This window comes from Streptococcus sp. 544 (assembly GCF_013277385.1).
Lineage (GTDB): Bacteria > Bacillota > Bacilli > Lactobacillales > Streptococcaceae > Streptococcus > Streptococcus mitis_BA.
On the sequence record NZ_VMMU01000024.1, the window covers coordinates 1 to 24804 of the forward strand.

The window sequence follows — 24804 nt, forward strand, 5'->3', positions numbered from 1 at the left end:
GCTTTCTCCAAGTAGAAGATCCCAGCAATTCAAGTGTTCGCGGAGCGGTAAATGATTTGTTGGCCAAGTGGCATCAAGATTATGGTCAGGTCAATAATGTCCCAGCTAGAATGCAGTATGAAAAAATCACGGCTCACAGCATGGAACAACTCAAGGTCAAGTTTGGTTCTGACTTTGAAAAGACAGGGAATTCTCTTGATATTGATTTTAATTCTGTCCATTCGGGCGAAAAGCAGATTCAGATTGTTAATTTTAAGCAGATTTATTATACAGTCAGCGTAGATGCTGTTAAAAATCCAGGAGATGTGTTTCAAGATACTGTAACGGTAGAGGATTTGAGGCAGAGAGGAATTTCTGCAGAGCGTCCTTTGGTCTATATTTCGAGTGTTGCTTACGGGCGTCAGGTTTATCTCAAGTTGGAAACTACGAGTAAGAGTGATGAAGTAGAGGCTGCTTTTGAAGCTTTGATAAAAGGAGTCAAGGTAGCTCCTCAGACAGAGTGGAAACAGATTTTAGACAATACAGAAGTGAAGGCAGTTATTTTAGGGGGCGACCCGAGTTCGGGTGCCCGAGTTGTAACAGGCAAGGTGGATATGGTAGAGGACTTGATTCAAGAAGGCAGTCGCTTTACAGCTGATCATCCAGGTTTGCCGATTTCTTATACAACTTCTTTTTTACGGGACAATGTAGTTGCGACCTTTCAAAACAGTACAGACTATGTTGAGACTAAGGTGACAGCCTACAGAAACGGTGATTTACTGCTGGATCATAGTGGTGCCTATGTTGCTCAATATTACATTACTTGGGATGAATTATCCTATGATTATCAAGGTAAAGAAGTTTTGACTCCTAAGGTTTGGGACAGAAATGGGCAGGATTTGACGGCTCATTTTACCACTAGTATTCCTTTAAAAGGGAATGTTCGCAATCTCTCTGTCAAAATTAGGGAGTGTACAGGACTTGCCTGGGAATGGTGGCGTACGGTTTATGAAAAAACCGATTTGCCACTAGTGCGTAAGCGGACGATTTCTATTTGGGGAACGACTCTTTATCCTCAGGTAGAAGATAAGGTAGAAAATGATTAGGAGAGAAGAATGTTTGCGACAAAAAGAGGCGATGATCTCTCTGTGAATATCTGAAAGTTTATCTCTTGCCTAGCGATTTCCATTGGAGTATGCTCGTGATGTTAAAATGAGTCTATCAAATAGTGGCTGTAAGAAAAAGTAAAAAGGGTAGTGAAACTCCTTGCTATACAGGGAATTAGCTACCTTTTACTTGTTTTAGAAGTGCCGTTGTACTAGTCTAACTTCAGTATCATTTGAAATCAAAAAGAGCATAAATTTCTGTTTCAAGAACACATAAATTATGGTTTTGTTTAGAAACTCTTCTATTGATTTCTTAGAATACAATAGCGCCTATAAGAACTGTTGAATTTCAAAGTATTTACTTGAACTATGATACGTCTGGAGTAGACTGTCAACAAAAGGTGCAGTATAATGGCTTTTATCGGTTATATCTACAACCTCAAAACAGTAGCTTGAGCGGACTTGGTCAAACTTGGCAGAAACTTTCTATTTGCAGATAATGGTCTAGTTTGTTTTTTGAATGTTGATAAGGATGGAAAGGTAAGGCCATCTTGACAACAAAAGTGTCATCATAGCTTGATTTGCTGAATAAAATCTATTTCCTCTAGTGAAAATCGAAAAAACTTGTGTTATAATAAGAAAGATTAAAATGTGAAAAAAGGAGATTCCTAATGGGACGTAAATGGGCCAATATCGTAGCCAAGAAAACGGCTAAAGATGGAGCTAACTCTAAAGTATATGCAAAATTTGGTGTAGAAATCTATGTAGCAGCTAAAAAAGGTGATCCAGATCCAGAATCAAACTCAGCCTTGAAATTCGTTATCGACCGTGCTAAACAAGCCCAAGTGCCAAAACACGTTATCGATAAAGCGATTGATAAAGCAAAAGGAAATACAGATGAAACCTTTACAGAAGGACGTTACGAAGGTTTTGGACCAAATGGTTCTATGTTGATCGTGGATACTTTGACTTCAAACGTTAACCGTACAGCGGCTAATGTCCGTGCAGCCTTTGGTAAAAACGGCGGAAACATGGGTGCTTCAGGTTCTGTTTCTTACCTCTTTGACAACAAGGGAGTTATCGTATTTGCAGGTGAAGATGCGGACGCAGTCTTTGAGCAGTTGCTCGAAGCGGATGTTGATGTGGACGACGTAGAAGCAGAAGAAGGTACAATCACAGTTTACACAGCTCCAACTGATCTTCATAAGGCTATCGTTGCCCTTCGTGAGTCAGGTATTGAAGAATTCCAAGTGACAGAATTGGAAATGATTCCTCAGTCAGAAGTGGAATTGTCAGGTGATGACCTTGAAACCTTTGAAAAACTTTACAGCGTTCTTGAAGACGACGAAGACGTACAAAAAATCTACACAAACGTAGACGGATTCTAGTGACAAAAAAATAACCCTTGGAAATACTGGATTTTCAAGGGTTATTATTATTTTGTGCGAATGAAAGGGGCAGGAAAGGGGCAAAATTAAAAAATACTATCTAACGTTTCTACGAGTTTACCCTCCATATCTTGTGTAGTGTGGGAGTATATTTCTAAAGTCATTTTTGCGTTTGAGTGACCAACACGATCCATTATTGATTTGATAGGTAATCCAGACTCTGCTAAAAACGAGATGTGAGAATGTCTGAAAATATGACTAGATAAATTTTTTTCTATTCCAGCTTTCGCACCGTATTTTTTTATAATTTGAATAAAAGATGCTAATGTTATTGGGCTATTCCAGACTTCTAAGCAAAAGATATAATCATCATCTTTTAGCGGCTGATGGCGTTCAGTGAGGCGGATCACTTGACGCTGTATGGCCTCTATAACCGCATCTGATACCAATATTGTTCTAATGGATTTTGCGGTTTTTGGCAATGTTTTTATTTTGTTTACTGAATCAAAATTACCTGTAATCTCAATTTTTTTATTTTGGAAGTCTATATTTTTGAGTTGTAATGCTGTCAACTCTCCATATCTCATACCAGTAAGAGCAAGAACCGTTACCATATCGGCATATTTTTGTTGATACGGTTGATTGTTTAGTGCGTCTATTAATGTTTTGATTTCTTGCATAGTCAAAAACTTGTTGCGCTTTTTTTCAATATCTTCTAAAGTTTCCGGCTTTTTAGGAATAACCGTGTAATTAACCTCGTTATTTCCGATATAGGAGTATTGAACTGCATAATTGAAGACGCTTTTGAGTCTGCTGCGGACTCTATAAGCTGTATGATAGCCATTGCTATCAATAATATTTTCAATCTTGCTCTGGATATATCGTCTATCGATATTAGCTAGTAAAGTGTCAGATGGTATTTCTTTTTTCATAGTTGCATCAACAAAAGTATAATTGTGTTTTGTAGATGCCTTTACTGTTTGCGCCCATGATTTATAGAAAAGGTTATAGATTTCTTCAAATGTAATGCTTTCTACTTGTTTTGTGCTGAGTTTTTTATTTATCTTCTCTTGCAACAAGATAGCAGCTTGATTTCTTGCCTGGGGAGTTTTCTTCTCCATGGTCACTGAAACTTTTTTTAATTTCTCAGTATAAGGGTCTTTATATCGCTCAAAAAATTTGTATTTTCCGTTGGGAAGTTCTTCCATCCACATTGCGTTTACCTCACTTTTTTGTTAAAATGGGTATAAGAAAAAGAGCTTTTTAATGCTTTTTTTCTTACCACTAGCCTCACACTCTCGGTCTGCAAACTTCTGAGCGTGGGGCTTTTTTGAGTTGTTTCCAAAATGGAAACAGTTGCTAGATAAAAAGAAAAGTAGCCGTATCAAATACGGCTACCATCACGATATGGATCTAAAATCCAAATGTAAACTTTATGGAGCTAAACTCCTAATAGCTGTATTGTAATATAATTATTAAAAAATGTCAAGAGATTAGAAAAGGTATAATTCTTTTAACTTTTCGTTAATTTTGTCCAATGTGTTATCAGATACTTTCATTTTTCCGATTGGATCTAATCTATTTTTCTTTAAAATTCTATCTTTGCTGATTGTTTGAAGGTTATTACACTTGGCATAAGAACGCTTAATGTATTTTTTGTAATATTGAGTTAATTCAATAACGTCAGTTATTTCTGATTGTGTCCGTTTAAGGTTGTCACCGTCTATTATCTTAGGTTGAATTATTTCGTTTGAAAATTGTTCTGTATAAGCTTGGTAGACATCCAATAAGGCAGCTTCAGTAATTGCATTATTGGAATCTAAATATTTTAGGTAGGCAAATAATTCTTTGTGTAATTTTTCAATATATTCATCAAGCAAAATAGAAGGATATTCCGCAATGACTTCGTCTATGAGTACAGTATCTATTTGATTTTTAGATGTTAGAGGAATTACTGTAAGTGTTTTTTTATAGGGACTATCTACTTTGTCTAAGACAATAGCCCAATGATTATTTGATAATTCTCCGCCTATATTTACACCGAACTCTACGAATATCAGAGAGCCACGACTGAATTTCCAATATTTTCTTTTTTGAGTCTTAGCTTCAAATAAGAATTGTTCAGATTGTCTTTTAACTGCTGGTGCAAGAAATCGGTATTTAGAAGATGTATGTTTTGCTTTACCAAGTTTATAGAGTTTTTCAACTTCTATGTAGTTTTGTTTGGTTTGTTCAAAATATGGATTTTCTTTGTTCATTTTATTCCCCTCTATACACCCCGATAACCGCATAGATCTTGATGTGTGTGTCTTCGGCTGGTGGGAAGTCTAGAATGATGTCTTCATACTTGTCATTGAGTGACACTAGGCGTAAGCGTCCGTTTTCGGTATATATCTTCTTGAAGTAAGAACGGTCTCCGTATGCGATAACTGCCAAATCGCCGTTGTAGGTGGTCAGTCCTTTGTCTACTAAATAGAGAATATCTCCGTCTTGGTAGTCAGGCTGCATGGAGTCTCCGCTGACCTTAGTCGCAATATCGTGACGTGGTGGTTGCTCGTCAACCTCTATAGTCTCTCTGTCTGTATCGTCATAACCAAATCCGTAGTTGAATCCGCTAGCTGCTGCCGTCTCAGATACTACCTCAACTTGGTACAAGCTGATAACTTCCGATACTTCGTTTATCTTCGCTTCTTCTTCGTTTTTCTGCTCTTTCAGAAGATCCTCAGACGTTCGTAGAACGATTTTTTTATTTTCAGTGTTTAATTTTCGAGCTGTGTTTGTAATTTCTTCTAAAAGGGAGTCTGACGGTTGAGCAGTAGAAATTTTGTTTTCGATAAGGTCAGATTTATTTATATTAAAATAGTTTGCCAAAAGTTCAATTTTACCAATCCGAGGATAAGTTATTCCTTTTAGCCAGTCACGAACTGTAGTGTATTTCAAATCCAAGTCTGCACATAATGTATTTCTGTCTACTCCTTTTTGCTCCATGTAAAAACTTAGATTATTGGCAAAAATTTCTTTGTTTTCGACTTTCATTTCCGCCCCTCCTTACATAGTATATTTTACGGCAAAAACGCAAAAAAGTAAAGAATAAAATAAAAAAATGCGAAAAAAACGCAAAAAACACTTGACATTGCGGTTAAACCGCAGTATAATATAATCAAGCTTAAGGGAAAGGAGGTAAGGCAAATGATGGAACACATCATAAAAAGCCTAGCAACCAAGGACACTGCAACCGTCATCTTGGTACTAGGCTTAACCAGAGAAGCACGTTTGTGGCACAAACAAATCTTAGAACACAAACGTAAGCTTCAAAATAAAAAGTAGAGAAAGGGGCAGAAGCCCCAACCTCTACTTGATAGTGTACCATCATTTGCCGTGAAAAGCAATGAGCGAAGAAACTGGATTGATAATCCTAGCAGGATTTGTGATTGTATCTTTTACTATTCGTCAGATAGTGAAGTACCGATATGATAAAAAAGATAAGGAGTAGGAAATATGACCGAACTAGAAACTCTAAAGGAAGAGATAGAAAAAAATGTAGCCATGGTAAATTACCTCAAAGGCTACATTAAGGGATTAGAAGAAAGGTTAGTTCGTCTAGAGCAAGCTAATTAGTATTATTAGGAGAAAATACGTTAGGGTATTTATTCTGCAACTCAAAGAATTTCTCTAGTTTTTCAGGATTTTGGAAGGCCATCATGATAATATCTTCTTGAGTTGTAGAATGATTAGTCTTTGAAATATTTTTCACTTCATGTGACAATTTTTCGACAGCGTCATAAATATTGTTAATTGTAGATGTTAATTGCGAGAATTCTTGAGTTGTAACGTAGTCCTTTCCATCATTATTTTTGTTTTTCAATGTTGAAAAATCTAAAGTTTCCTCGGTTTTTTGAATTCGTTCAATAGTTTTTTGAACAGAATCCAGCATATTTGTACCGCTGGCATTTTTTAAATCATACTGAATGATATTGATTGTCCGAATATCAAATGGAATATCTTCATCAGTTTGTTGTCTTAAAAATATAGTTGGTAAATCTAAGGCTTTACGATAGCCAAGTTCCAAAAAGACATTTGGATTATTTCCTGTTATATCAACAATAGCTAGGTCTGAATCTGATAAAGCCTTAAATATTTTTTCATCTATTTTATCAGAATGATATAGTTCATCGGCTCTTGTCACATCATACTTATCAGATAATGCTGGTTTAATAATGTGTTTTAAAACACTATCTGAATGATTCCTGATTTCTGATTTTTCTTGACCAATAGCGGAAACTACAAAACAAGTTTTTTTAGACATGAGATTTCTCCAATCGTTTTATTTTGATTATACCACATTTGAAAGCGAGTTAGAATTGGAAGATAAGATCATTGAACTTGCTGATTACTTCATCAGCGAGAACACAACGTACAGAGAAGCAAAAATAGCGTGTGAGAAGCTATTTAGACAAGTCAGCCATGAGATTGAACTCAGGGCGATGGAAAGTCAGATTAGATGAACTTAGATAAGGAGGTGGTAATGTGCAAAAAATGACTTTAAAAACACTAAGAACACTCAAAAATTGGAGACAAAGTGATGCAGCAGAAGCTGTAAATGTTTCGGTTGATACATGGGGGCATTGGGAACGTGGAATAACAGAGCCAAGTGTTTCAAAAGCGTATCAAATCGCTAATGTTTTTGAAGTATCAGTGGATGATATTATTTTTTTGCCCGATATTGCGGTTTAACCGTAACAATGTAATTAAAACCAAAAAAGCACCTGACGGCAATCAGGTACTCAACGGAAAGATTTGAGGAGGACGGATGGAAGAATTTATTGATGCTCTTGAACAAGAAAAAGACCACCTTGAAAAAATCATTAAGGTAGTCAGCTCTGGTGGTAAATTTCTGAGATTGCCGTATCAAAAAAAGTCACGCTCGATTAGTGAGAATCTGAAATTGATTTCTCAAAATCTTGATAGACTGAGTGAGCAAGTTCGATAAACCAAGCTTCGGCATCCATGATTTCAAGATGACGAAAGAAACCTGTTTTGGTTTCCAGTTCGGAATCGTGTGCATAACGTAATATTTCTCTAGCAAAGATGGTTTCAAAATCAAAGTCTTTACCATCATCGTAGATGTCGCGTTTGCTTGCTATTGTCAAATATTCTTTAAAAGTTATAAGGTTAACTCCTTTCTGTTTATATTATAGCAGAAATGGAGATTAGAAATAGAAAGGAGGATGGATGGAAGAACCAGACAAGTACCTTGAAATCTCTGGCAATATTGCTGGACGTATTGAACTGGAAACAGAAAAAGACCTACTTGTCCGTAGAGCGATGGTCATTGATGGACACATCGGTTTATGCGAACAAGCGGTCTACGTTGATAAGAAAGTGCTAGATAGCTACTGGGTCAAGATAGTAGAGTTATCTACTATTCCTGAAACCATCAACAGCGTTGACAGCACTGATTTGGTTAGGAAATGGTTGAACATGTAGGAAATAGAGGAGAAGGAAGATGAACGAACTAGGACTAATCATAGTAACAATCGTAAATGTAGTTTGTGCTGTAATAAATCTATTTTGCTTTATTAAAGACAGGATGGAATGATTTGTGTTTGAAAATGAAACGAATTCTCTTGCTAGTCTTGACCTTGATTTTACACGGTAAACTATCCAAGTAATAAGAATAAGTAATACTGCTATGGGGGAAAATAATTTCATCAACTTCGAAAGGATAGGAATGTAAATCATCTTTTCTCAAAATAAACTTTTGAAGTATTTGAAAAGGGAGGCTATCATATGGTTCGAAATGATTATCTTTTATTTCCTTTCCGTCATCATCGAACAATTGAATACTTTTGATTGTGTATGTGTTGTTACTTGGGTTAACAAGCTTAAAAGAATATTTGTAAGGTGCTTCATTTGACACTTCCATCGCATAGGCATCTGTTATCAATAATCGAGCTCTATTTATAAAAATTGAGTAAAACAGACCTGTGACACCCGTTATAGCACCAATCCATGCAGCAGAAATATTCAAAATATCAATCAAACTAAACATCAGAATTACCTCGTTTTTGATTTCATTATACCACAAACAGAAAGGAGTAGAGATGAGACCAATAGGACATCGGCTTAATGTTGAAGTTTCTGGTATTGAAGAATTCAAGGAAGCCTGTAAAGAAGTATCAAAAAAAGCCGAAGAATTGCAAGAAGCAATCGATCGACTTAGTCTTATTGAAGTTGAATTAAAAGCCAAGCTTGTCAATGATTAGACTTTCTGTCTAAGGCAAAACAAAAAAGCACCTAACGAAGTCAGGCGCTCATCAAAAATTACTAATTGAATTATAACACGAAAGGAGTAAAAATGGAAGCAGTTGAAATTGTAAGAATTAAAGATGTGATTATTGAAAAAGTCTCTGCTAATGATGAAGAATTAGAACACATCTTTGGATGCTCAAAGCGACAAGCGGGAGACATGAGACGCGAGATGAAAAAGCTACCTAGCCAACAGAAACATCTTAGGAATGATGGCCAACTTGTCACGATTAAAGGTTTTGATGCTTATCTGCAATACAGAGGAACTCGAACTTGGAAGAAAGAAATGGCGAAAAGCAAGAAAATGAGGTCAGTTGGATGAACCTACTAGCAAGAATTAAAAACTACTTTTCGGAAGATGTCGAAGAAACTAATATTGACTGGAAAGAGGTCGCTTTGGATCTCAATCAATCACTGATTGAAACACAAGAAAAACTTCAAGAATCAAATCAAGAAATCGCAGACTTGAAGAAAATCGTAGCAATCTACAAAGAAAAGGAAAACGCAAAATGATGGAATACATTTACCTGGTAACAATCGTAGGGATTGGACTATGGTCGCTAGTGAATACACTGGATGACCACGCTGAAATGAAGCGGCAAGAGCGTCAGCGAATAGCTAACAATGTCGCACGGATGAACCTGAGAAGTTCAGGTAAACAATTTACATATGATGTGGAACCGCCCGAAGGGTTGAAATAAGGAGAAGAAACATGACTCAAGCGGAACGAATCAGGGAATATTATAGAGAGCACCCTGCTGCCTCATGCGATGAAGTGGCTGAGGTTGTCGGTACAACAAATAGTAATGTGAGGGCGAATTTGGCCAAAGACATCAAGGCAGGCAGATGCGTTCGCTTGGAAGATAAGTCATACGACTACTCGCCTTACTATAACCATACACAGGCACTCACTGAATTGGTTGATTGGAAGAATGATACTAGACGTGAGTGGGTGGAAATGCTGACAAGAGCAGCAGAGAAAGAAACTGATAGCAACGTTATGCGTTTGCTAATCAAAGAAGCAAATAAATTGATGAAAGAGGTGACGAAGTAATGGCCAGTTTATACGAACTAACAGGTCAGTTCCTGACAATTTATCAAATGGATATTGATGACGAAACAAAAACGGACACTCTTGAGGCTATCGATTGGCAAGAACAATTCGAACAGAAAGCAGAAGGATATGCCCATGTTATCAAGAATTTAGAAGCCGACGTGGCCATGTACAAGGCTGAGGAAGAGAGCTTCAAAGCGAAGAAACAGGCAGCACAGAAAAAACTGGATTATGTCAAGGATAACATTATGACAGCTATGAATGTCACAGGTCAAACCGAAGTTAAGAGTGGTGCCCTGATTATAAAAATTGCTAAGAATCCAGAATCAGTCAAGGTCAACGAAGATGACCTTCCGAAAAAATATTTTACAAAAAAAGTGACGCTTGCGCCGGACAAAAAAACACTCAAAGAGTTGCTTAAATCTGGTAAGAAAATTAAAGGTGCGGAGCTTGTCCGGACAGAAAAGTTGGTGATTAAGTAATGGAATTGATGAATAAAACACGAGTAACAGATTCACTAGCTGTTGTGATTGGACCAGAATCGATTGAAGTACTTGTTACTGAAGGTTTTCTATTTGATGTTGCAATTCGCTTTGTAAAAGTAGATGAAACAAATCTTGATCAAGGAAATGAAAAGCCGGTATTTACTCCAGAGTACAAGCTGGTAACAGTCGCTAAATATAAGGAAAAACCTATCTTTGAATCGGAAGAAGATATTCGAAAATTCGAAAAACAAGCAAAAGAAGTTAAATTGCTATTTGCCTTTGCAAAGGTGAATAAACAAAATTGGTTTAACACTGCCCTTTATCCAGGAGTGCTGACTGAGAAAGTTGGTGTTTGATGAAAATTTTAGCTATTGATCCAAGCAGTAATAAAATTGAAACCAGCACAACAGGAGTTGTCTTGTTGGATAATGCAAAGCTTGTTGACTATTGGGTAGTACCTTATGGCGCTCAAAACTTTAAAAACTGGTTCAAAGAGATTGGGCGCGGTCTTGAGTTCGACATAGTGGTCGTTGAAAAATTTGAGGTTAGGGACAATGATTATTCCAGGGACAACTCAGTTGTAGAAACTATTGCAGCCATTGAACTATGCTATCCGGACTTGGTTCTGCAGCGTAACGCAGGTTATCAGACAGATATACCAAATGACTTGCTGAAAGCTCTTGGGTTATGGTCCTTTGAAAAAAGCCACCACAACGATGTGAGGGCAGCTGCAAGGCTTGGGCTCTTCTATGCCCAGAGGAAAGATATTGAGGAGGTGATTGTGGACATTGGCAATCGAATTACGCAAATGGCAAGCTGAAGCAGTTAAACGAAGCGACCGTAATTGCCCTGGGATTTTCCTTGAGGCGTATGGGGGGCGTGGTAAGACCATCTGTGCTTTTGAAATAGCAAAGCACAAGAAAGCCAAAAAGGTCCTAGTAATCAATAATCGGTTGGCCATCCTGGATGGTTGGAGCAGCACTTATCAAAATCTAGGCTACAATACTGATTTTGAATTAGAAACCATGACGGACCGTAGATTACAGAACAGACTTGCAAGCGATGAGTCTATTGAGTGTGATGTGTTCATTATTGATGAGTGGCAGAATATGTCTAGTGATGCCAATGTGAAGGCTTATCAAAAGGTCAAACGTGGCTATACTGTAGGATTGTCAGCAACGCCCATCAGGAAGAAGGGACAAAACTTCTACCCGCTTGAAAAAACATTTTTTGGAATGGCTGATCCTAATCAAAAGGAAAACTGGCAACTAGCCCACGGCAAGATGAAGTATTCCAAGTTCAGCTATTCTAAGCAAGAGTGGGATGACTTCCGAGATTATGAAAGCTATGTAAGTAATCTGCCAAATTTTTTCCGCTGGGAAGAAGTAGAAGCTATTGAGGAAGCGGAGGAAAACAACGGATTTGAGGTTGTCTTTGAACCCATCTGGTGTCTAACAGCTAATCCGGAGGAATTAGAACAATTTAGGAAATTGAACATCGTTGGGAAAAATGGTAAATATGCCATGGCCAAACAAACATTTGGTCGAAAGACTTTTGAACGATATCTTACTCAGACAGGTTTTGAGATTGACTTTCCAAAGTTGAAAGCAGTTAATGCAGATACTCCAATGCTACTTCAATTGGATCTTCTGCTGACCAGTAAGACAGATATGTTGATAGTTAGCAAATCCAAGCAGATTGTAGAGGTCATTCGAGAACGTCATCCAGAAATTGGTATTTGGACTGGAGATAAGAAGGACTCCCTCGAACAGACAAATGTGGTTGCTACAAGCCAGGTGTTGGGTGTAGGGGTTGATGGCCTTCAGCATAAATTTAAAACTATTGTGGTCCTGGACCCTGTTAATCCATCGGATGGAGATTATGACGATTATCGCCAACTTTTATGGCGAGTAATAGGCAGCCGTCAACAACATGACGTGCGTGTCATTGAATTTTATTTCTAAGGAGAATCAAAATGAAACTTTCAAGTGATTATATTGTAATGCGTAACAAAGAAAACGGACAGTTTTTAAATGAACTCAAGAACAATCGTTCTTCATTAGCTACAAAGGCCGTTTTTGTGGACAATATTCAGAGTGCTCTTACAATGCCATACAATTCTTATCTCGAACAGAAAACAGCGGTAAAAGCAGCGGCCAAAGTACACGGAATGGAGGTTGTTCGGGTTAAGGCTACATTTGATCTAACTTATCCAAATGGTGGCGATGTTCAAAAAATCGAGCGTCAAAATACTAAGCCTGATTTGTTTGATCTATTGAGAAGTTTATAAAGGGGGATTTATGGTAACAAAACAACAATCCTCAATCTTTGTTACTTTACAGAGCATCCAGCAGAGTTTGGTTGCTCCGAAAGGACAGTATAATAGCTTTGGGAAGTACAGCTATCGGAGCGCTGAGGACATCTTAGAAGCGCTGAAGCCAATCTTGCAGGAACATGATGCGGTGTTGATTTTGCAAGACGGAATTGTGCAGATTGGTGATAGGTACTATGTCGAAGCAACTGCGACTCTTTATGCAGTTGGTGAAACCATTGGGACTACAGCATATGCTAGAGAAGATGATAGCAAAAAAGGGATGGATGGTAGTCAAGTCACAGGTGCTGCATCCAGCTATGCACGTAAATACGCGCTAAACGGACTCTTTATGATTGATGACAATAAGGATCCTGATACGGATGAATATCATAATCAGAATAACCAAACAGGCCGTACATCGCAAAAACCAGCTCAAAAAACAAATAGCCAGCAAGAGCAACCGGGCAAAGCTCCAGCTAAAAGTAACGGATTCAAAACCATTACAGGAGCACAGGCTAAAACCATTCGGACAGAACTCAAAAATATGGCAGAAGCTACAGGGAGTCCTGCTGCAACAATTGGAAAATGGTTCATCGATAAGATGGGTGTTGACAAACCTGAAAGCATCCCAGCTGGCCGTTTGAAAGAAGCTGAGCAGATTATCGCAGATGCGAAGAAAGCGAAAGGTATTGAATAATGGAAAAGAAGTATGTCGAACTTAATAGCGAGGAATCTTTGACTGGTACACAGTTGCTTATCGGAAAACAGGTATTAACTGCCTTGTTTGATATTATTACAGATGATAATAAGCAAGGTGTCGTTTTACCAATCTCTATCAATGAACATAACTTTAGCCTTGCGATTGAAAGGACGGAATCAAATGATTAACAATGCTGTACTTGTAGGGCGCATGACCCGTGATGCTGAACTCCGCTATACACCGCAAAATGTAGCAGTTGCGACTTTTACTCTTGCAGTAAACCGTACATTTAAGAGTCAAAATGGTGAGCGTGAGGCTGACTTTATCAACTGCGTTATGTGGCGCCAACAAGCCGAAAATCTTGCAAACTGGGCTAAAAAAGGCTCACTTATCGGGGTGACAGGCCGTATTCAGACTCGTAGTTACGATAACCAGCAAGGACAACGTGTCTACGTAACAGAAGTCGTGGCTGAGAATTTCCAAATGTTGGAAAGCCGTAATCAACAAAGTTCGAATGATACATTTGGGAATGACAACCCGATGGATATTCAAGACGATGATTTGCCGTTCTAAGGAGTAACTAAAATGGGAATGAAAGAATATGCTCTCAAATATCAAAAAGCGGGGTTTTCCGTAATTCCCGTAGTGCCTAACGGAAAGCAACCAGCGATTAAATTTGCAGATAAGCCACCAATGACTGCCCAGGAAATTGAAAATTACTGGAATCAGTATCCGGATAGCAATATTGCTGTTCGGACTGACAAATTTTTCGTAATCGATATTGACTTACATGGCAAGCATAACGGCTATGAGAGTCTGGCCAATTGGGAGCATCTGAACTTGATAACTCCAACACTTCAGGCGAAGACAGCCAGTGGCGGTAAACATATTTTTTATTTTAAACATCCTGATGTGTCCATGACCCAGATGATTAAATTTCTGCCCGGTGTGGATATCAAAGCGCATCCAAACAATTACGTAGTGGTAGCTCCGTCTAAAACTCCCAAAGGTGTCTATACTTGGGACAAGAAAAAGTCTAAAGAGGGTGGCACTATGGTTACGGCTAGTCGTTCTCTTGTTATGGCCATTAAGAAGGAATACAACAAAAAGAACTCTGGTAGTGACCTGGATAATATCTACTATCAAATTAGTAAAGGTGCTGGTAAGCGAAACAGGACAACAGAACTCTTTGAAATGGTTGTCCTAGGGTTTGGTAATGAAGGTAGCAGGAATGATACGCTCGCAAAGTTTGTCGGCGGACTCTTGAGTCGGTCAGTTGATCCAAACTATATCTTAACACTTGCAGAAACAGCCAATAATAATTCGGTAGAACCTCTTAGTCATAAAGAATTAAGTAGAACTGTCGAATCCATGATCAAGAAACACATGAGGGGGGGTGGCCAGAATAGGTGATGTCGTGAATATTTCAATTAAGCAGTTTTCACGTAGGAAGAAAAAAATATTGAACGAGGAAGGCGAAGAGATTGAAATTGAATCTATCGTGGCCGACAGTCCCAGAAATGTTCTGCTTGCAATGAAGAGCGATAACAAGCTCAACGACTTTCTCAGGCACAATGAATTTACTGGAGAACATGAAATTGTAGAGGATGTCAAACTAGATGCTATTCAGTTAAGAAAGGGGCAGTTACCGTCTGCCTTTGAATCCTATTTGAGTGTATACTTGGAAAATCACTTCAAGACAGTTTTCAAGGCTGGAGCATTAAGAGACGGTATCGAAGCATTTTTTGCAGAAAAAACCTACAATCCGGTTAAGGAATATATGGAAAATGCTTATGAGTCATGGGATCATAAAGAACGACTTGCCCAGGTATTTCAAACTTGGTTGGGTGCAGAGGATAGCATCTTTGTTCAGAAAATAGCTATTATGTTCTTTGTTGGTGCGGTATCTAAGGTTTTTAATCCCTGGGTCAAATTTGACTACACGCTCGATTTGGTCGGTGGTCAAGGTGCCGGTAAGACCACATTCTTGCAAAAGATAGCTGTTGACTGGTACACGGATTCGGCTAAAGACTTTATGGATAAAGATAACTATGAGATCATGCTAAAATCCCTGATTGTCAACGATGATGAGATGGTCGCGTCCAGAAAGACTACTTTTGATGAGTTAAAAGCGTTCGTGACTAAAACAGAACTTTCTTTCCGTAGATCCTACGGTCGCAGAGCCGAAAAATTTCCTAAAAACTTTGTTATCGCAAGGACCAGCAATAAAATCGAGTACCTGGGAGACAAGACTGGTGAACGGCGCTTTCTGCCTGTGCTGGTAGATGCAGGCCAACAGTTTGTCAAGCCGTTTGATATGACAGATCATGATGTGCTCCAGCTTTGGGGTGAAGCAGTCGCTATTTACAAAAAAGGATTTATGCTTACCTTTGATGATGAGTTCGAAAATGAGCTTGCGGTCTATAAGGAGAGCTTCACTTATAAAGATGAGGCAGAATCACAGGTATACGATTATCTTGAAATGCTGGTTCCAGAAGAGTGGGAAGACTTCTCAGTCACTCAACAGCATCAATATACCTGGTTCTATTTCAATGATGGCAGCTATCGCAATGAGTCCGGCCTGATATATGAAGGTGTGAAGCTTCAATCGAGTGTGTCTGCCAAACAGATATTAAAGAATGTTTTTGACATTGATAGTGCGAGAGGTGAAAAGATTGCTAGGAAAATCAAGTTGATTATGGACAACAATCAGGATTGGGAATACAAAATAAAGAAGGTTAAAGGTAAGACACTACGTGCATATTTTAGAAAAAATATACAAACAGAAGTGATGTAACCTTAGCGAAAATGATGTAACCTTTTAGGCAAAAAACGGTCAAAAATCGTGTTTCGGTTACATCAGGTTACATCATTGATGTAACCGCAGGAAAAACCAGTTATATCAAGGGTTTGAGTGCTGTTTTTGATAAAATTTTTAAAAAAGTGATGTAACCCTCCTAAACCCTTGATACTACTGCTGTTTTAGGGTGTCTATTAGTAAGGTTACATCATTTATATAAAATATTTAATAAGTAAAAATAGCAAGTGCTATAAACGTTGATATAACAGCATTCTTGTTTTTTATAAAATATGTTTTGCGAAAAGTGATGTAACCTGTAACCTTAGAAAAAATATTCACAAAATAAGCCTATTATTTAATAAATAAAGGAGAGAAAATGTCATACACAGTAACACTATATTTTGACAACATGGTAGACGAAACTCACTTTTTTAAGAAAGAAGGAGATGCTGCTAAATGCAAGGCTCAACTCGAGAGCAAGTATCGAGGTGAGCGAATATATAAAGTAAAGATGGAGGAGATGGAGTGATGAGTTATGATTTGGAAATCTTAGCGAAAATAGAAAACGGAGATTATATTCGTATCGCTGAACCTAAATATAGTTCTCCGACCTACAATCTCGGGAAGATGTTTAGAATTGCTATGGATTGGGATTTTGACCAAGACACTACGTACAACATAGCTGATGTTTTAGATAACATTCAACGCGGTATCTCTGAATTAGAACAGTATCCTGAAAAATATGTAAAGTATGAACCTGTAAATAAATGGGGAACGGTCAATGATGCATTAGATGTTTTGAAATCGTTAAGGGATTGTATTTTAGAACAAGATATTGACACGAAATATTTATATATGAGGTGGTAACATGAAACGACCTGAACGATACCCGTACACACGAAGCCAATGGGTTGAAGAAACCGTTGATCACTATACGTATAAAAGTGATATTTGCTATACAAGTCACATTTTAGAAAATAGACTTACTGGAGAAACTAAGAGCAAGGAAGTTGAGTGATGGGAGATATACGAATACTAGACGCTTGTTGTGGCAGTCGTATGTTTTGGTTTGATAAAAATGAGAGTCATACAACTTTCATGGACATCAGACAAGAAAAATTTGAAATACATGGAAAAAAGGTAAACGTAAACCCTGACGTTGTCGGAGATTTTCGTGATATGCCATTCGATGATGAAACATTTAATCTAGTAGTATTTGATCCGCCACATTTAAAATGGGCAGGTCAAAACTCAATTATGCGATCACAATATGGCCAGCTGGATAAAATTACCTGGTCGGAAGATTTAGCCAAGGGTTTTGAAGAATGTATGAGAGTTCTAAAAGTTGGAGGTACTCTAGTTTTCAAATGGTCTGATTGTCAAATCAACGTTAAAGAAGTTCTTAAATCTGTACCTTTTAAACCATTGTTTGGGCAACAAAGAGGTACTACGCATTGGATGGCGTTTATGAAATTTGAGGAGGTCGCAGATTGAAACGATTCATAGCTATCTGGATTCTTCTATCTGCCGGACTAAACATCTGGCAGATGGACAGGATTGCAGAACTAGAAAAGAAGAAGCCAATGGTTATCTATAAGGCGGATAATGCAGGAGCAGAGATATTCGGTAAAGTCCTTGAGAAAGGACGACAGGGGAAGCTATACACGCTTACCATTCGTGACTACGGGGTGTTTGTAGTTACGAAGGACGTGTATGAGAAAGTGAAAGTTGGGGATGAGGTGATGTTATGATACCAAAATTTAGAGCGTGGGATAGACTGCGAAAAGAAATGAATTACAAAGTCATGGTAGGCAATTGTGACACAGATGATGAAAACTGGACTTGTCCTGTCATTTGGATTGAAGATAGAAAAAAGTGGTTACATTTTGATGATTATGACTCTATCATGCAATCAACAGGACTCAAGGATAAGAACGGCAAAGAGGTCTTTGTCGGAGATATTATCAAATGCACAAGAGGATGTCCACATGAAGTGTATTTAGAAAAAGAATATGGTGGTACATTCATAGGTGGAATGCCAGCTGTATACCTAAAAGACTTGGGAGAAGGATATGCGTGGACTGAGCATGAAGAAGTCATCGGCAACATCTACGAAAACCCTGAATTTTTGGAGGAATAAAAAAGCCCAATCCATAAGGACTAGGCTTCAAAGATGAAGTTGTAGAGTTGGACAACCTTCTGAAAACTGGTTGTATCCATGGTTGTAATTTTTTGAGCCTTGCGCTCTCTAAAGTCAAAAGTATAGAGTTGGAGTGGATTGACAGAGCCATCTACCTTATTGGAACGCACAGGAACGAGCAGGCCTTGTTCTTCTAGTCTGCTTTGACCGTGTGTAATAGGGCATACAGCCACAAATCCAGTTCGCTCCGAATACTCTCTACGCGAGACGACAATAGCAGGACGGCGTTTCTGAATCTCACGTCCAACAGACGGGTCGAAGTCAATCCAGATAATGTCCTGTTTTTCTGGAATGTAATCATATTTCGCTGTCAAGGAATTTCACCCCCTCGAAGTCATCTTCCATGCGTAGATCCGCATCACCACTAAATGGGTCTGGAATTTTTGGAGCCAGGACAATGACATTATCTACACCCTTGTAGACAAACATTTCCTGACCTTCTGGAACATTGAGTGTTTTCGGAATGGTCACAGTGACAGAGTTCCCAACCTTACGAGTTTTAACAGTATTCATTTGTTTCTCCTTTATTTTGTATACATACAGTATACACCTAAAAGCGGAGCAAGGCAAGAAAAAAGCCAGCACACGGCTGACCTTCATGGTATAGTTTTGCAGAACTATTATATCATGAGGAGGAGTTCGTGTGCAAATAGAATTATTGGATATCATCGATGAAAAGAAGACCAGAAAGGAAGCTATCAAAGTCCTTAAAAAATACAGTCGTCTGAGACGGATTGCTGGAGAAGAATACGCTCCGAAAATAACAATATCCTACTCACTTGAGCCAAGATCATCAAGTGGTCAGACAAGTAAGCAGGTAGAAAGCATGGTCGTGCGTAGAGTATCAGCTCAGCAGGACCTAGAACTAATCGCTAAAGCAATCAACAATCTTTCCGATATGGAATATACACGTATCCTAATCGAACGATATTGCAGGAAGAAAAGGAGGGAAGACTACAGCATTTATTCAGAACTAGGCTACTCATCCAGTGAGTATTATCGGATATTAAACAAAGCTCTATTAGAGTTTGCAGAGTCCTATCAAGCTAGCAACCTTTTAGTCTACAAGTGATTTCTGGGAAAATCTTGGGAAAAATCTGGGAAAATCTTGGGAGAATTGGAGCGGAAAAAGGTGCTAAAATAGTATTATCCAATGATTGGCAACGAACAGTCATGAGGACTCCTAAAAATACAGAGGCTTCGGCCTCTTAGACAGTAAGGACAGGTTAGCAGGTTGTTTGGGTCTCCTTGAAACTTTTACCAAACGTGCGTTTTACTGCTAGACCAGCTGGTTCAATTCCAGCTACTGTCATTTGAGTGTTTGTGTCCCAGAATGGGGTAGGCAGTAGGCTTAGCATTCATATATCACTCATTAACTTAAAAATGGTTGCAGAAGTGACCGAACCTCGCATGGTTGCGTAGCTACTTATATCCTAGGTAAGTTATAAGCTAGAGGGTTTGATTCCCTCAGAGGTTGTAAAGACTACAAAAAATAAAAATGAAGTCAAAATTTAATACACACGCAAGGTTGTAGTCGTCTTGCATTTTTAGGGCTTAGCCTAGATAATCTGTGGTAACTCAGGAAAAGGATGTTTTTAAATCTATCAAACATCCTGCCAGAAATGGTCAATCTAAGCAATTTAATCTTAACTATTTCAATTTTGGAATAGGTGGGCGAAGTTAAAGCAGGGAGATTCCAACGGCAAGGTGCTGAGGAAATGCAAACGTGGCAGTTTGGCTGTGAAACGAGTCTATAAGAGGAAAGAGGTATTTGGTTCGAGGTGCAACAAGAGCTTAATACTATATCTTACAAAAATTGGGCGCCTCCCAAAAGTATGTAAGGTGAGTTGATTGTCCGCAAAACAATCGATAACAAGCAGGCGCTGTGCATTTTGTTCTTCAAAAGAGAATGAAACACATGGCGATGCGTGTCTGTGATAGATGAAAGATGATTTTTATATTTTAAAAGCTATTCAAGATAGAAAAAACTCAAAAAAAGCAAAAGTCATCGCCCGTCACAAACGAAAGTGTACTTCGGCAATTAGATTGCCTACTCAAGTCTCGCAAGGATAAGAGTAAAGTCAAAGAGTAAAGCAGCTTAGACTTTTAGCGGGGTCTTCGTTAATTGAAAAATGGCTTAGTAGTTTGCGATGTAAGGAGTGATTGGTCTAACCAATCGTGCATGAGTGATACAAGTAGGAATATTTGTGGACAAGGTAATAAACTATAAGTTATCCAAAGTCACTCGTTTAAAGCAGTAGTCTCATGCTAGCTAATGGATATATGGTAGACGGATTAAGTCCTGTTTAGGGAATTAAGATGTCACAGGTTCGAGTCCTGTCGTTCCAATTGCGATTTTAATTCGCAGTGAGAGGTCTTGAAAAGGTCGCACATCGTGTGACTTTTTTTGATTATTTGAAAAGGTGGTGATGGAAAATTGAACGAGAGACAGAAACATTTCGCTGATGAGTACATCATCAGTAGAAATGCAACACAAGCCGCAATAAAAGCAGGGTATTCTGATAAAACAGCGAGGTCTATAGGACAAAGATTGTTGACAAAAGTTGACATTTCTGAATACATTAAAAAACGTACTGAAGAACTTTTTGACGAACGTTCAATGTCAATCGTAGAAGCCTTGGCAATTTCTGCTAGTATTGCTAGAGGGGAAACTCAACAAGGGTATTCTAAGAAAACTGTAAAGACCGCTGAAGGTGTGGAGGTATCGGAAACGACTTATGAGTTTACTCCGACGATTGAGGAAAGACAGCGCTCTATAGACCATATATTCAAAGTAAACGGAGCATATTTAGAGAGAAAAGAAATCGAGATGTCTTCAGCTGTTCAATTCGTTGATGATATAGGAGTTGGCGATGAAGCGTAGAATGAGTGAATTTATCCCAAAAGCTTTTTATCCTATGTGGCGTGCAGCATTTGAACCTAAAATCTTACACGTGGTTGAAAAAGGTGGGCGTGGTTCTGGTAAGTCCAGCGACATCGGACACACTATCATTCAACTGATTATGCGCTATCCAGTCAATGCTGTGTGTATTCGTAAGACGGATAATACCTTAGAACAATCGGTCTATGAGCAATTGAAATGGGCGATTAGTGAGCAAGGGGTTAGTCATTTATTTAAGATTAATAAGTCCCCTTTGAAGATAACCTACATCCCAAGAGGGAATTATATTATCTTCCGTGGTGCACAAGATCCAGAACGTATCAAATCCTTGAAAGACAGTCGCTTTCCATTTGCGATAGGCTGGATTGAGGAGTTAGCTGAGTTTAAAACTGAAGATGAAGTAAAGACAATCACCAACTCGCTCCTACGTGGAGAATTGGCTGATGGTCTTTTTTATAAGTTCTTTTACTCTTACAATCCTCCAAAAAGAAAACAGTCTTGGGTGAATAAGAAATATGAAAGCGTCATACAGCCTCCTAATACCTACGTACACCATTCAACTTACTTAGATAACCCATATATATCCCAAGCATTCATAGAAGAAGCAGAGGCCACGAGAGAACGTTCAGAGAAGCGTTATCGTTGGGAGTATCTGGGTGAGGCTATCGGTTCTGGTGTAGCACCATTTGAAAATCTGGTATTCCGCAAGATTACAGACGAGGAGATAGCAAGGTTTGATAACATTCGACAAGGAAATGACTTTGGATATGCTAACGACCCTTTGGCTTTTGTAAGATGGCACTATGACAAGAAGAAACGTGTTATCTATGCTATTGATGAGATTTATGGCGTGAAGATTAGCAACCGTGAATTAGCTGAAAGAATCCGTGAGAAAGGCTATCAATCTCAGATGATAACCTGTGATAGCGCAGAACCTAAGTCGATTGATGAGTTAAAACTGCAGCTAAATATTCCGCTTGTTCAAGGCGCTAAGAAAGGCCCTGATAGTCGTGAGTATGGAGAGCGTTGGTTGGATGATTTGGATGCGATTGTGATAGATCCAGAACGTACGCCGAATATTGCACGAGAGTTCGAAAGTGCCGACTATGCAGTTGATCGTGATGGAAATCCCAAGCCTAAGCTAGAAGAAGTAAACGACCACACAATCGACGCTACAAGATATGCGTTTGAAGACGATATGAGACAGCCAGGAATATCATTCTGGTAGGAGAAGGAGAAATGTTGAGTAATTGGTTTAAATGGTTAATTAGGCGGTTGTTGATTAAGAATACAACCCAAAATGAAATACTAGAGATTGAGATAAGAGAACACCAGGGTTCTGAGAAAGTAAGTACGATGAAACAGGCTTACGAATATTACCGAAACCAAACGGATATTCGAAAGAAAAAAGTAGATGTGGATTGGCGGACGAACTCAAGGATTGAATTGGGTTTATTTAAGAAGCTGGTAGACCAGAAGGTCGGGTATTTGTTTTCTAAACAACCTACCATCTCGCTAGAGGGAGAAGAATCACAAGATTTTTTAGATAGCGTGTTTGACGAGGATCTTTTATCTACGATTAAGTCACTCGGTAAGGAAGCAGTGATAAAAGGGATAGCCTACGGCTTGCCTTATTACGACGAGAACGGCCGTCTACGCTTGTTTAAAATCCCAAGTGAACAGATTATCCCTTTTTGGAAAGATGAGCGTCATTTGGAATTATCCGCCTTTGTGCGTGTCTACAAACAAGCCGTCTACGAAAGCGGAGTGAAGAAGACCAAAACATTTGTAGAATACTACGATGAACAAGGAATTACAGATTATATTTGGACAGGTTCACACCTTGAACTCAATCCACTATCCAAGGAGACCAAGGGAAATTTTTATTATGTCAATGCAGACGGTACACGGACTCCTTATACTTGGGAGAAAGTGCCTCTGATTCCATTCCGCTACAACGAGTATGAGGACGGTCTTTTAGTCCAAACCAAGTCTTTGATTGATAATATTCAACTTCAAATGTCTACTAATGCTGATATGTTGGCAGATATGCCGAAGCTGATTTATGTTTTGAAAAACTATCAGGGCGCAGACTTGGGCGAGTTCATGAATAATCTGAATAAGTTCCGCTCTATCAAAGTTTCTAGTGATGGTGGTGTAGATACCCTACAAGCAGACAATGATACTAGCGGAGTTGAAGCAGATATCGAACGCTCTCGTAAGTTCTTGTATGAGGCTGCTCGAGCCATTGATACCCAAGATGATAATCTAGGTAATGCAAGTGGTCAGGCTCTTAAATGGCGCTATACAGACCTTGATTTGGACTGTAATGAGCTAGAAAATGAGTTCCAAAAAGGCATCAAGCAATTCATTTGGTTTGTAGAACAGTATGCCACAAATAAAGGAGTAGCGTTTGACGCGTCTAAATTTACCTATGTATTCAATCGTGACATCATTTCAAATGAGTCTGAAGCCATTCAAGATTGTGTGAACTCAATCGGTATCTTAGACGACCTAAGCATTCGTGAACAACATCCATGGTATCAACCAGAGGTTGAGGAACGATTGAAAGAACAACAGGAACAAGGACAAAATCCATACTCTCAGACTAATTTCAAAAAGGTAGAGGATGACCATGACGACCAAGGAAAAGAAAAAGATAGATGAGTACTGGACTGAGCGTGCTTTACAACAGGAACAAAACGCTCAGATAGTTGCTGATAGGTATATGGCCCAGATTGGTCAATCCTTAGCTGACTATAAACACCAGCTGGTTTCTGAGATTGAGAAGTTCTATGCCAGGTATGCAGTTGATAATAAAATGACTCACGCAGAGGCCAAGCAATATCTGACAGATAAAGAGCGTAGAGAGTTTAAGCACGTAACTCTTGAAAGGTTTCGTGAGATGGCCTTAAATCCTGACACACCGACACCTTTGTTGGACGCTTTGAGCTATCGCCATCGTATTAGTCGCAAGGAGGCTTTGCTTGCCGAAATTGAGCGTCTAACAGCTGAACTATACGGAAAGCCAGACGGCATACATGACAAGGTCACAGAGGCTCTGAGTGACGTCTACATCAAGGGTAAAATCCATCAAGCTAAGAACTTGGCACATTTTGGAATCATAGAGAAACCAATATTGGGTGTCGATGCAGTTAAGCATAAGATGGCTAGCAATTGGAGCGGTAAAACATTCTCAACAAATGTGTGGGGACATGATGCCACGGTTTATAAATCTATCAGCGATACAATCAATAAAGGCCTAACAGGCGGCTGGTCTATTGATAGAATGGCTAGGGCTCTTTCTGAACGTACAGGGGTCGCCTATCATAGGGCTGATACGCTTGTCAGGACTGAGACGACCTTTTATAATAACCTCGCGACGCTAGATACCATCAAGGAGTTGGGCGGTGACCACTACGAAATCGTAGCGGTATTAGACAGTCGTACAAGTGAGATTTGCAGGTTGGAAAATCACGAGGTTCATTCTGTTAAGGAATATGAACCAGGTCGAACCGCACCGCCCTTTCATGTTCGTTGCCGTTCTACTATCAGACCTGCAGTCAA

General features: G+C 38.8%; 38 protein-coding genes. 30 read left to right on the forward strand and 8 right to left on the reverse strand.

All coding sequences use genetic code 11. The features are described 5' to 3' along the window. Together ply and HT728_RS08850 are read left to right on the forward strand one after the other, a co-directional pair. A partial coding sequence (gene ply, locus HT728_RS08845; RefSeq protein WP_173234848.1) for a cholesterol-dependent cytolysin pneumolysin occupies positions 1–1085 on the forward strand: 1085 nt, incomplete at its 5' end. 671 nt (positions 1086–1756) lie between these two features. Further along, positions 1757–2473: a YebC/PmpR family DNA-binding transcriptional regulator gene (locus HT728_RS08850; protein ID WP_000532877.1), complete on the forward strand. Its 717-nt coding sequence runs from the start codon at positions 1757–1759 to the stop codon at positions 2471–2473. 86 nt (positions 2474–2559) lie between these two features. Here HT728_RS08850 and HT728_RS08855 read toward each other — a convergent pair whose 3' ends face one another. From HT728_RS08855 to HT728_RS08865, 3 genes are all read right to left on the reverse strand, one after another. Further along, the gene (locus tag HT728_RS08855; protein WP_173213998.1) at positions 2560–3687 is read right to left on the reverse strand and encodes a site-specific integrase; all 1128 of its coding nucleotides are present in this window, start codon (positions 3685–3687) and stop codon (positions 2560–2562) included. A gap of 279 nt (positions 3688–3966) precedes the next feature. Next, the gene (locus HT728_RS08860; protein WP_001031294.1) at positions 3967–4731 is read right to left on the reverse strand and encodes a hypothetical protein; all 765 of its coding nucleotides are present in this window, start codon (positions 4729–4731) and stop codon (positions 3967–3969) included. Between the two features lies 1 nt (position 4732). After that, positions 4733–5509 (reverse strand): S24 family peptidase, encoded by a 777-nt coding sequence (locus tag HT728_RS08865; RefSeq protein ID WP_081574876.1) that lies wholly within the window; start codon positions 5507–5509, stop codon positions 4733–4735. 153 nt (positions 5510–5662) lie between these two features. Between HT728_RS08865 and HT728_RS08870 the strand changes: the two genes are divergently transcribed. Continuing rightward, a complete protein-coding gene (locus HT728_RS08870; RefSeq protein ID WP_000969962.1) occupies positions 5663–5800 on the forward strand; it encodes a hypothetical protein in 138 nt (45 codons plus the stop codon). Between the two features lie 283 nt (positions 5801–6083). Here the strand turns inward: HT728_RS08870 and HT728_RS08875 are convergent, their stop codons facing one another. Next, positions 6084–6779, reverse strand: coding sequence for a hypothetical protein (locus tag HT728_RS08875; RefSeq protein WP_112445752.1), 696 nt, complete (start codon positions 6777–6779; stop codon positions 6084–6086). A gap of 221 nt (positions 6780–7000) precedes the next feature. Between HT728_RS08875 and HT728_RS08880 the strand changes: the two genes are divergently transcribed. After that, positions 7001–7207 carry a helix-turn-helix transcriptional regulator gene (locus tag HT728_RS08880; RefSeq protein ID WP_050201102.1) on the forward strand — a complete coding sequence of 69 codons (207 nt, stop codon included), beginning with the start codon at positions 7001–7003 and terminating at the stop codon, positions 7205–7207. 194 nt (positions 7208–7401) lie between these two features. Here HT728_RS08880 and HT728_RS08885 read toward each other — a convergent pair whose 3' ends face one another. Beyond that, positions 7402–7623, reverse strand: a complete 222-nt coding sequence (locus HT728_RS08885; RefSeq protein WP_188111580.1) for a hypothetical protein — start codon at positions 7621–7623, stop codon at positions 7402–7404. Between the two features lie 82 nt (positions 7624–7705). On the opposite strand from HT728_RS08885, the gene HT728_RS08890 reads away from it, so the two are divergent. Then, the gene (locus HT728_RS08890; RefSeq protein WP_112445748.1) at positions 7706–7960 is read left to right on the forward strand and encodes a hypothetical protein; all 255 of its coding nucleotides are present in this window, start codon (positions 7706–7708) and stop codon (positions 7958–7960) included. Between the two features lie 79 nt (positions 7961–8039). Here the strand turns inward: HT728_RS08890 and HT728_RS08895 are convergent, their stop codons facing one another. Continuing rightward, positions 8040–8525 carry a hypothetical protein gene (locus tag HT728_RS08895; protein ID WP_112445746.1) on the reverse strand — a complete coding sequence of 162 codons (486 nt, stop codon included), beginning with the start codon at positions 8523–8525 and terminating at the stop codon, positions 8040–8042. A gap of 52 nt (positions 8526–8577) precedes the next feature. Between HT728_RS08895 and HT728_RS08900 the strand changes: the two genes are divergently transcribed. The 20 genes from HT728_RS08900 (at position 8578) to HT728_RS08995 (ending at position 18275) form a co-directional block, all read left to right on the forward strand. Beyond that, a complete protein-coding gene (locus HT728_RS08900) occupies positions 8578–8739 on the forward strand; it encodes a hypothetical protein (protein ID WP_112445744.1) in 162 nt (53 codons plus the stop codon). A 92-nt stretch (positions 8740–8831) separates the two neighbouring features. Then, entirely contained in the window at positions 8832–9104 is a 273-nt protein-coding gene (locus HT728_RS08905; RefSeq protein WP_050253752.1) for a hypothetical protein, read from the forward strand. Beyond that, positions 9101–9295 (forward strand): hypothetical protein, encoded by a 195-nt coding sequence (locus HT728_RS08910; RefSeq protein WP_112445742.1) that lies wholly within the window; start codon positions 9101–9103, stop codon positions 9293–9295. Before HT728_RS08905 ends, HT728_RS08910 begins: the two co-directional genes overlap by 4 nt. Beyond that, on the forward strand, positions 9292–9483 hold the full coding sequence (locus HT728_RS08915) for a hypothetical protein (protein ID WP_112445740.1): 192 nt from the start codon (positions 9292–9294) through the stop codon (positions 9481–9483). The genes HT728_RS08910 and HT728_RS08915 overlap by 4 nt, the downstream gene beginning before the upstream one ends. A gap of 11 nt (positions 9484–9494) precedes the next feature. Next, positions 9495–9836: a hypothetical protein gene (locus tag HT728_RS08920; protein WP_112445738.1), complete on the forward strand. Its 342-nt coding sequence runs from the start codon at positions 9495–9497 to the stop codon at positions 9834–9836. Next, positions 9836–10318, forward strand: a complete 483-nt coding sequence (locus tag HT728_RS08925) for a siphovirus Gp157 family protein (protein WP_173213996.1) — start codon at positions 9836–9838, stop codon at positions 10316–10318. Before HT728_RS08920 ends, HT728_RS08925 begins: the two co-directional genes overlap by 1 nt. After that, positions 10318–10677, forward strand: a complete 360-nt coding sequence (locus HT728_RS08930) for a hypothetical protein (protein WP_112445736.1) — start codon at positions 10318–10320, stop codon at positions 10675–10677. Before HT728_RS08925 ends, HT728_RS08930 begins: the two co-directional genes overlap by 1 nt. Beyond that, positions 10677–11141: a hypothetical protein gene (locus HT728_RS08935; protein ID WP_112445733.1), complete on the forward strand. Its 465-nt coding sequence runs from the start codon at positions 10677–10679 to the stop codon at positions 11139–11141. The genes HT728_RS08930 and HT728_RS08935 overlap by 1 nt, the downstream gene beginning before the upstream one ends. Further along, positions 11110–12285 carry a DEAD/DEAH box helicase family protein gene (locus tag HT728_RS08940; protein ID WP_112445731.1) on the forward strand — a complete coding sequence of 392 codons (1176 nt, stop codon included), beginning with the start codon at positions 11110–11112 and terminating at the stop codon, positions 12283–12285. Before HT728_RS08935 ends, HT728_RS08940 begins: the two co-directional genes overlap by 32 nt. A gap of 11 nt (positions 12286–12296) precedes the next feature. Beyond that, complete coding sequence (locus HT728_RS08945) at positions 12297–12611, forward strand: hypothetical protein (protein WP_112445729.1); 315 nt, start codon at positions 12297–12299, stop codon at positions 12609–12611. Between the two features lie 10 nt (positions 12612–12621). Further along, positions 12622–13332: an ERF family protein gene (locus HT728_RS08950; protein WP_112445727.1), complete on the forward strand. Its 711-nt coding sequence runs from the start codon at positions 12622–12624 to the stop codon at positions 13330–13332. Continuing rightward, positions 13332–13523: a hypothetical protein gene (locus HT728_RS08955; RefSeq protein WP_112445725.1), complete on the forward strand. Its 192-nt coding sequence runs from the start codon at positions 13332–13334 to the stop codon at positions 13521–13523. The genes HT728_RS08950 and HT728_RS08955 overlap by 1 nt, the downstream gene beginning before the upstream one ends. Then, positions 13516–13908 (forward strand): single-stranded DNA-binding protein, encoded by a 393-nt coding sequence (ssb, locus tag HT728_RS08960; RefSeq protein WP_007518739.1) that lies wholly within the window; start codon positions 13516–13518, stop codon positions 13906–13908. Before HT728_RS08955 ends, ssb begins: the two co-directional genes overlap by 8 nt. Positions 13909–13920: 12 nt before the next feature. Further along, positions 13921–14748, forward strand: coding sequence for a bifunctional DNA primase/polymerase (locus tag HT728_RS08965; protein ID WP_112445723.1), 828 nt, complete (start codon positions 13921–13923; stop codon positions 14746–14748). Then, positions 14732–16132, forward strand: a complete 1401-nt coding sequence (locus tag HT728_RS08970) for a virulence-associated E family protein (RefSeq protein WP_112445721.1) — start codon at positions 14732–14734, stop codon at positions 16130–16132. The genes HT728_RS08965 and HT728_RS08970 overlap by 17 nt, the downstream gene beginning before the upstream one ends. A gap of 379 nt (positions 16133–16511) precedes the next feature. Further along, positions 16512–16664 (forward strand): hypothetical protein, encoded by a 153-nt coding sequence (locus HT728_RS08975; RefSeq protein ID WP_173213994.1) that lies wholly within the window; start codon positions 16512–16514, stop codon positions 16662–16664. Continuing rightward, positions 16664–17002 (forward strand): hypothetical protein, encoded by a 339-nt coding sequence (locus HT728_RS08980; RefSeq protein ID WP_112445719.1) that lies wholly within the window; start codon positions 16664–16666, stop codon positions 17000–17002. Before HT728_RS08975 ends, HT728_RS08980 begins: the two co-directional genes overlap by 1 nt. 150 nt (positions 17003–17152) lie before the next feature. Next, positions 17153–17629 carry a class I SAM-dependent methyltransferase gene (locus tag HT728_RS08985; protein ID WP_173234850.1) on the forward strand — a complete coding sequence of 159 codons (477 nt, stop codon included), beginning with the start codon at positions 17153–17155 and terminating at the stop codon, positions 17627–17629. After that, positions 17626–17886, forward strand: coding sequence for a DUF1372 family protein (locus HT728_RS08990; RefSeq protein ID WP_173234852.1), 261 nt, complete (start codon positions 17626–17628; stop codon positions 17884–17886). Before HT728_RS08985 ends, HT728_RS08990 begins: the two co-directional genes overlap by 4 nt. Continuing rightward, positions 17883–18275 (forward strand): YopX family protein, encoded by a 393-nt coding sequence (locus HT728_RS08995; protein ID WP_172922637.1) that lies wholly within the window; start codon positions 17883–17885, stop codon positions 18273–18275. The genes HT728_RS08990 and HT728_RS08995 overlap by 4 nt, the downstream gene beginning before the upstream one ends. A gap of 20 nt (positions 18276–18295) precedes the next feature. Here the strand turns inward: HT728_RS08995 and HT728_RS09000 are convergent, their stop codons facing one another. Next, positions 18296–18649, reverse strand: a complete 354-nt coding sequence (locus HT728_RS09000; RefSeq protein WP_000125658.1) for a type II toxin-antitoxin system PemK/MazF family toxin — start codon at positions 18647–18649, stop codon at positions 18296–18298. Further along, positions 18633–18848, reverse strand: a complete 216-nt coding sequence (locus HT728_RS09005) for an AbrB family transcriptional regulator (RefSeq protein ID WP_001098945.1) — start codon at positions 18846–18848, stop codon at positions 18633–18635. The genes HT728_RS09000 and HT728_RS09005 overlap by 17 nt, the downstream gene beginning before the upstream one ends. A gap of 130 nt (positions 18849–18978) precedes the next feature. On the opposite strand from HT728_RS09005, the gene HT728_RS09010 reads away from it, so the two are divergent. From HT728_RS09010 to HT728_RS09030, 5 genes are all read left to right on the forward strand, one after another. Continuing rightward, positions 18979–19407, forward strand: a complete 429-nt coding sequence (locus tag HT728_RS09010; protein ID WP_001165369.1) for an ArpU family phage packaging/lysis transcriptional regulator — start codon at positions 18979–18981, stop codon at positions 19405–19407. A gap of 1365 nt (positions 19408–20772) precedes the next feature. Then, a complete protein-coding gene (locus HT728_RS09015; RefSeq protein WP_173234854.1) occupies positions 20773–21219 on the forward strand; it encodes a terminase small subunit in 447 nt (148 codons plus the stop codon). Then, positions 21209–22465 (forward strand): PBSX family phage terminase large subunit, encoded by a 1257-nt coding sequence (locus HT728_RS09020; protein ID WP_173234856.1) that lies wholly within the window; start codon positions 21209–21211, stop codon positions 22463–22465. Before HT728_RS09015 ends, HT728_RS09020 begins: the two co-directional genes overlap by 11 nt. Before the next feature lie 11 nt (positions 22466–22476). Next, a complete protein-coding gene (locus tag HT728_RS09025; RefSeq protein WP_173214015.1) occupies positions 22477–23904 on the forward strand; it encodes a phage portal protein in 1428 nt (475 codons plus the stop codon). After that, the coding region (locus HT728_RS09030; protein WP_173234858.1) for a minor capsid protein at positions 23873–24804 on the forward strand (932 nt) is incomplete at its 3' end. The genes HT728_RS09025 and HT728_RS09030, both read left to right, overlap by 32 nt.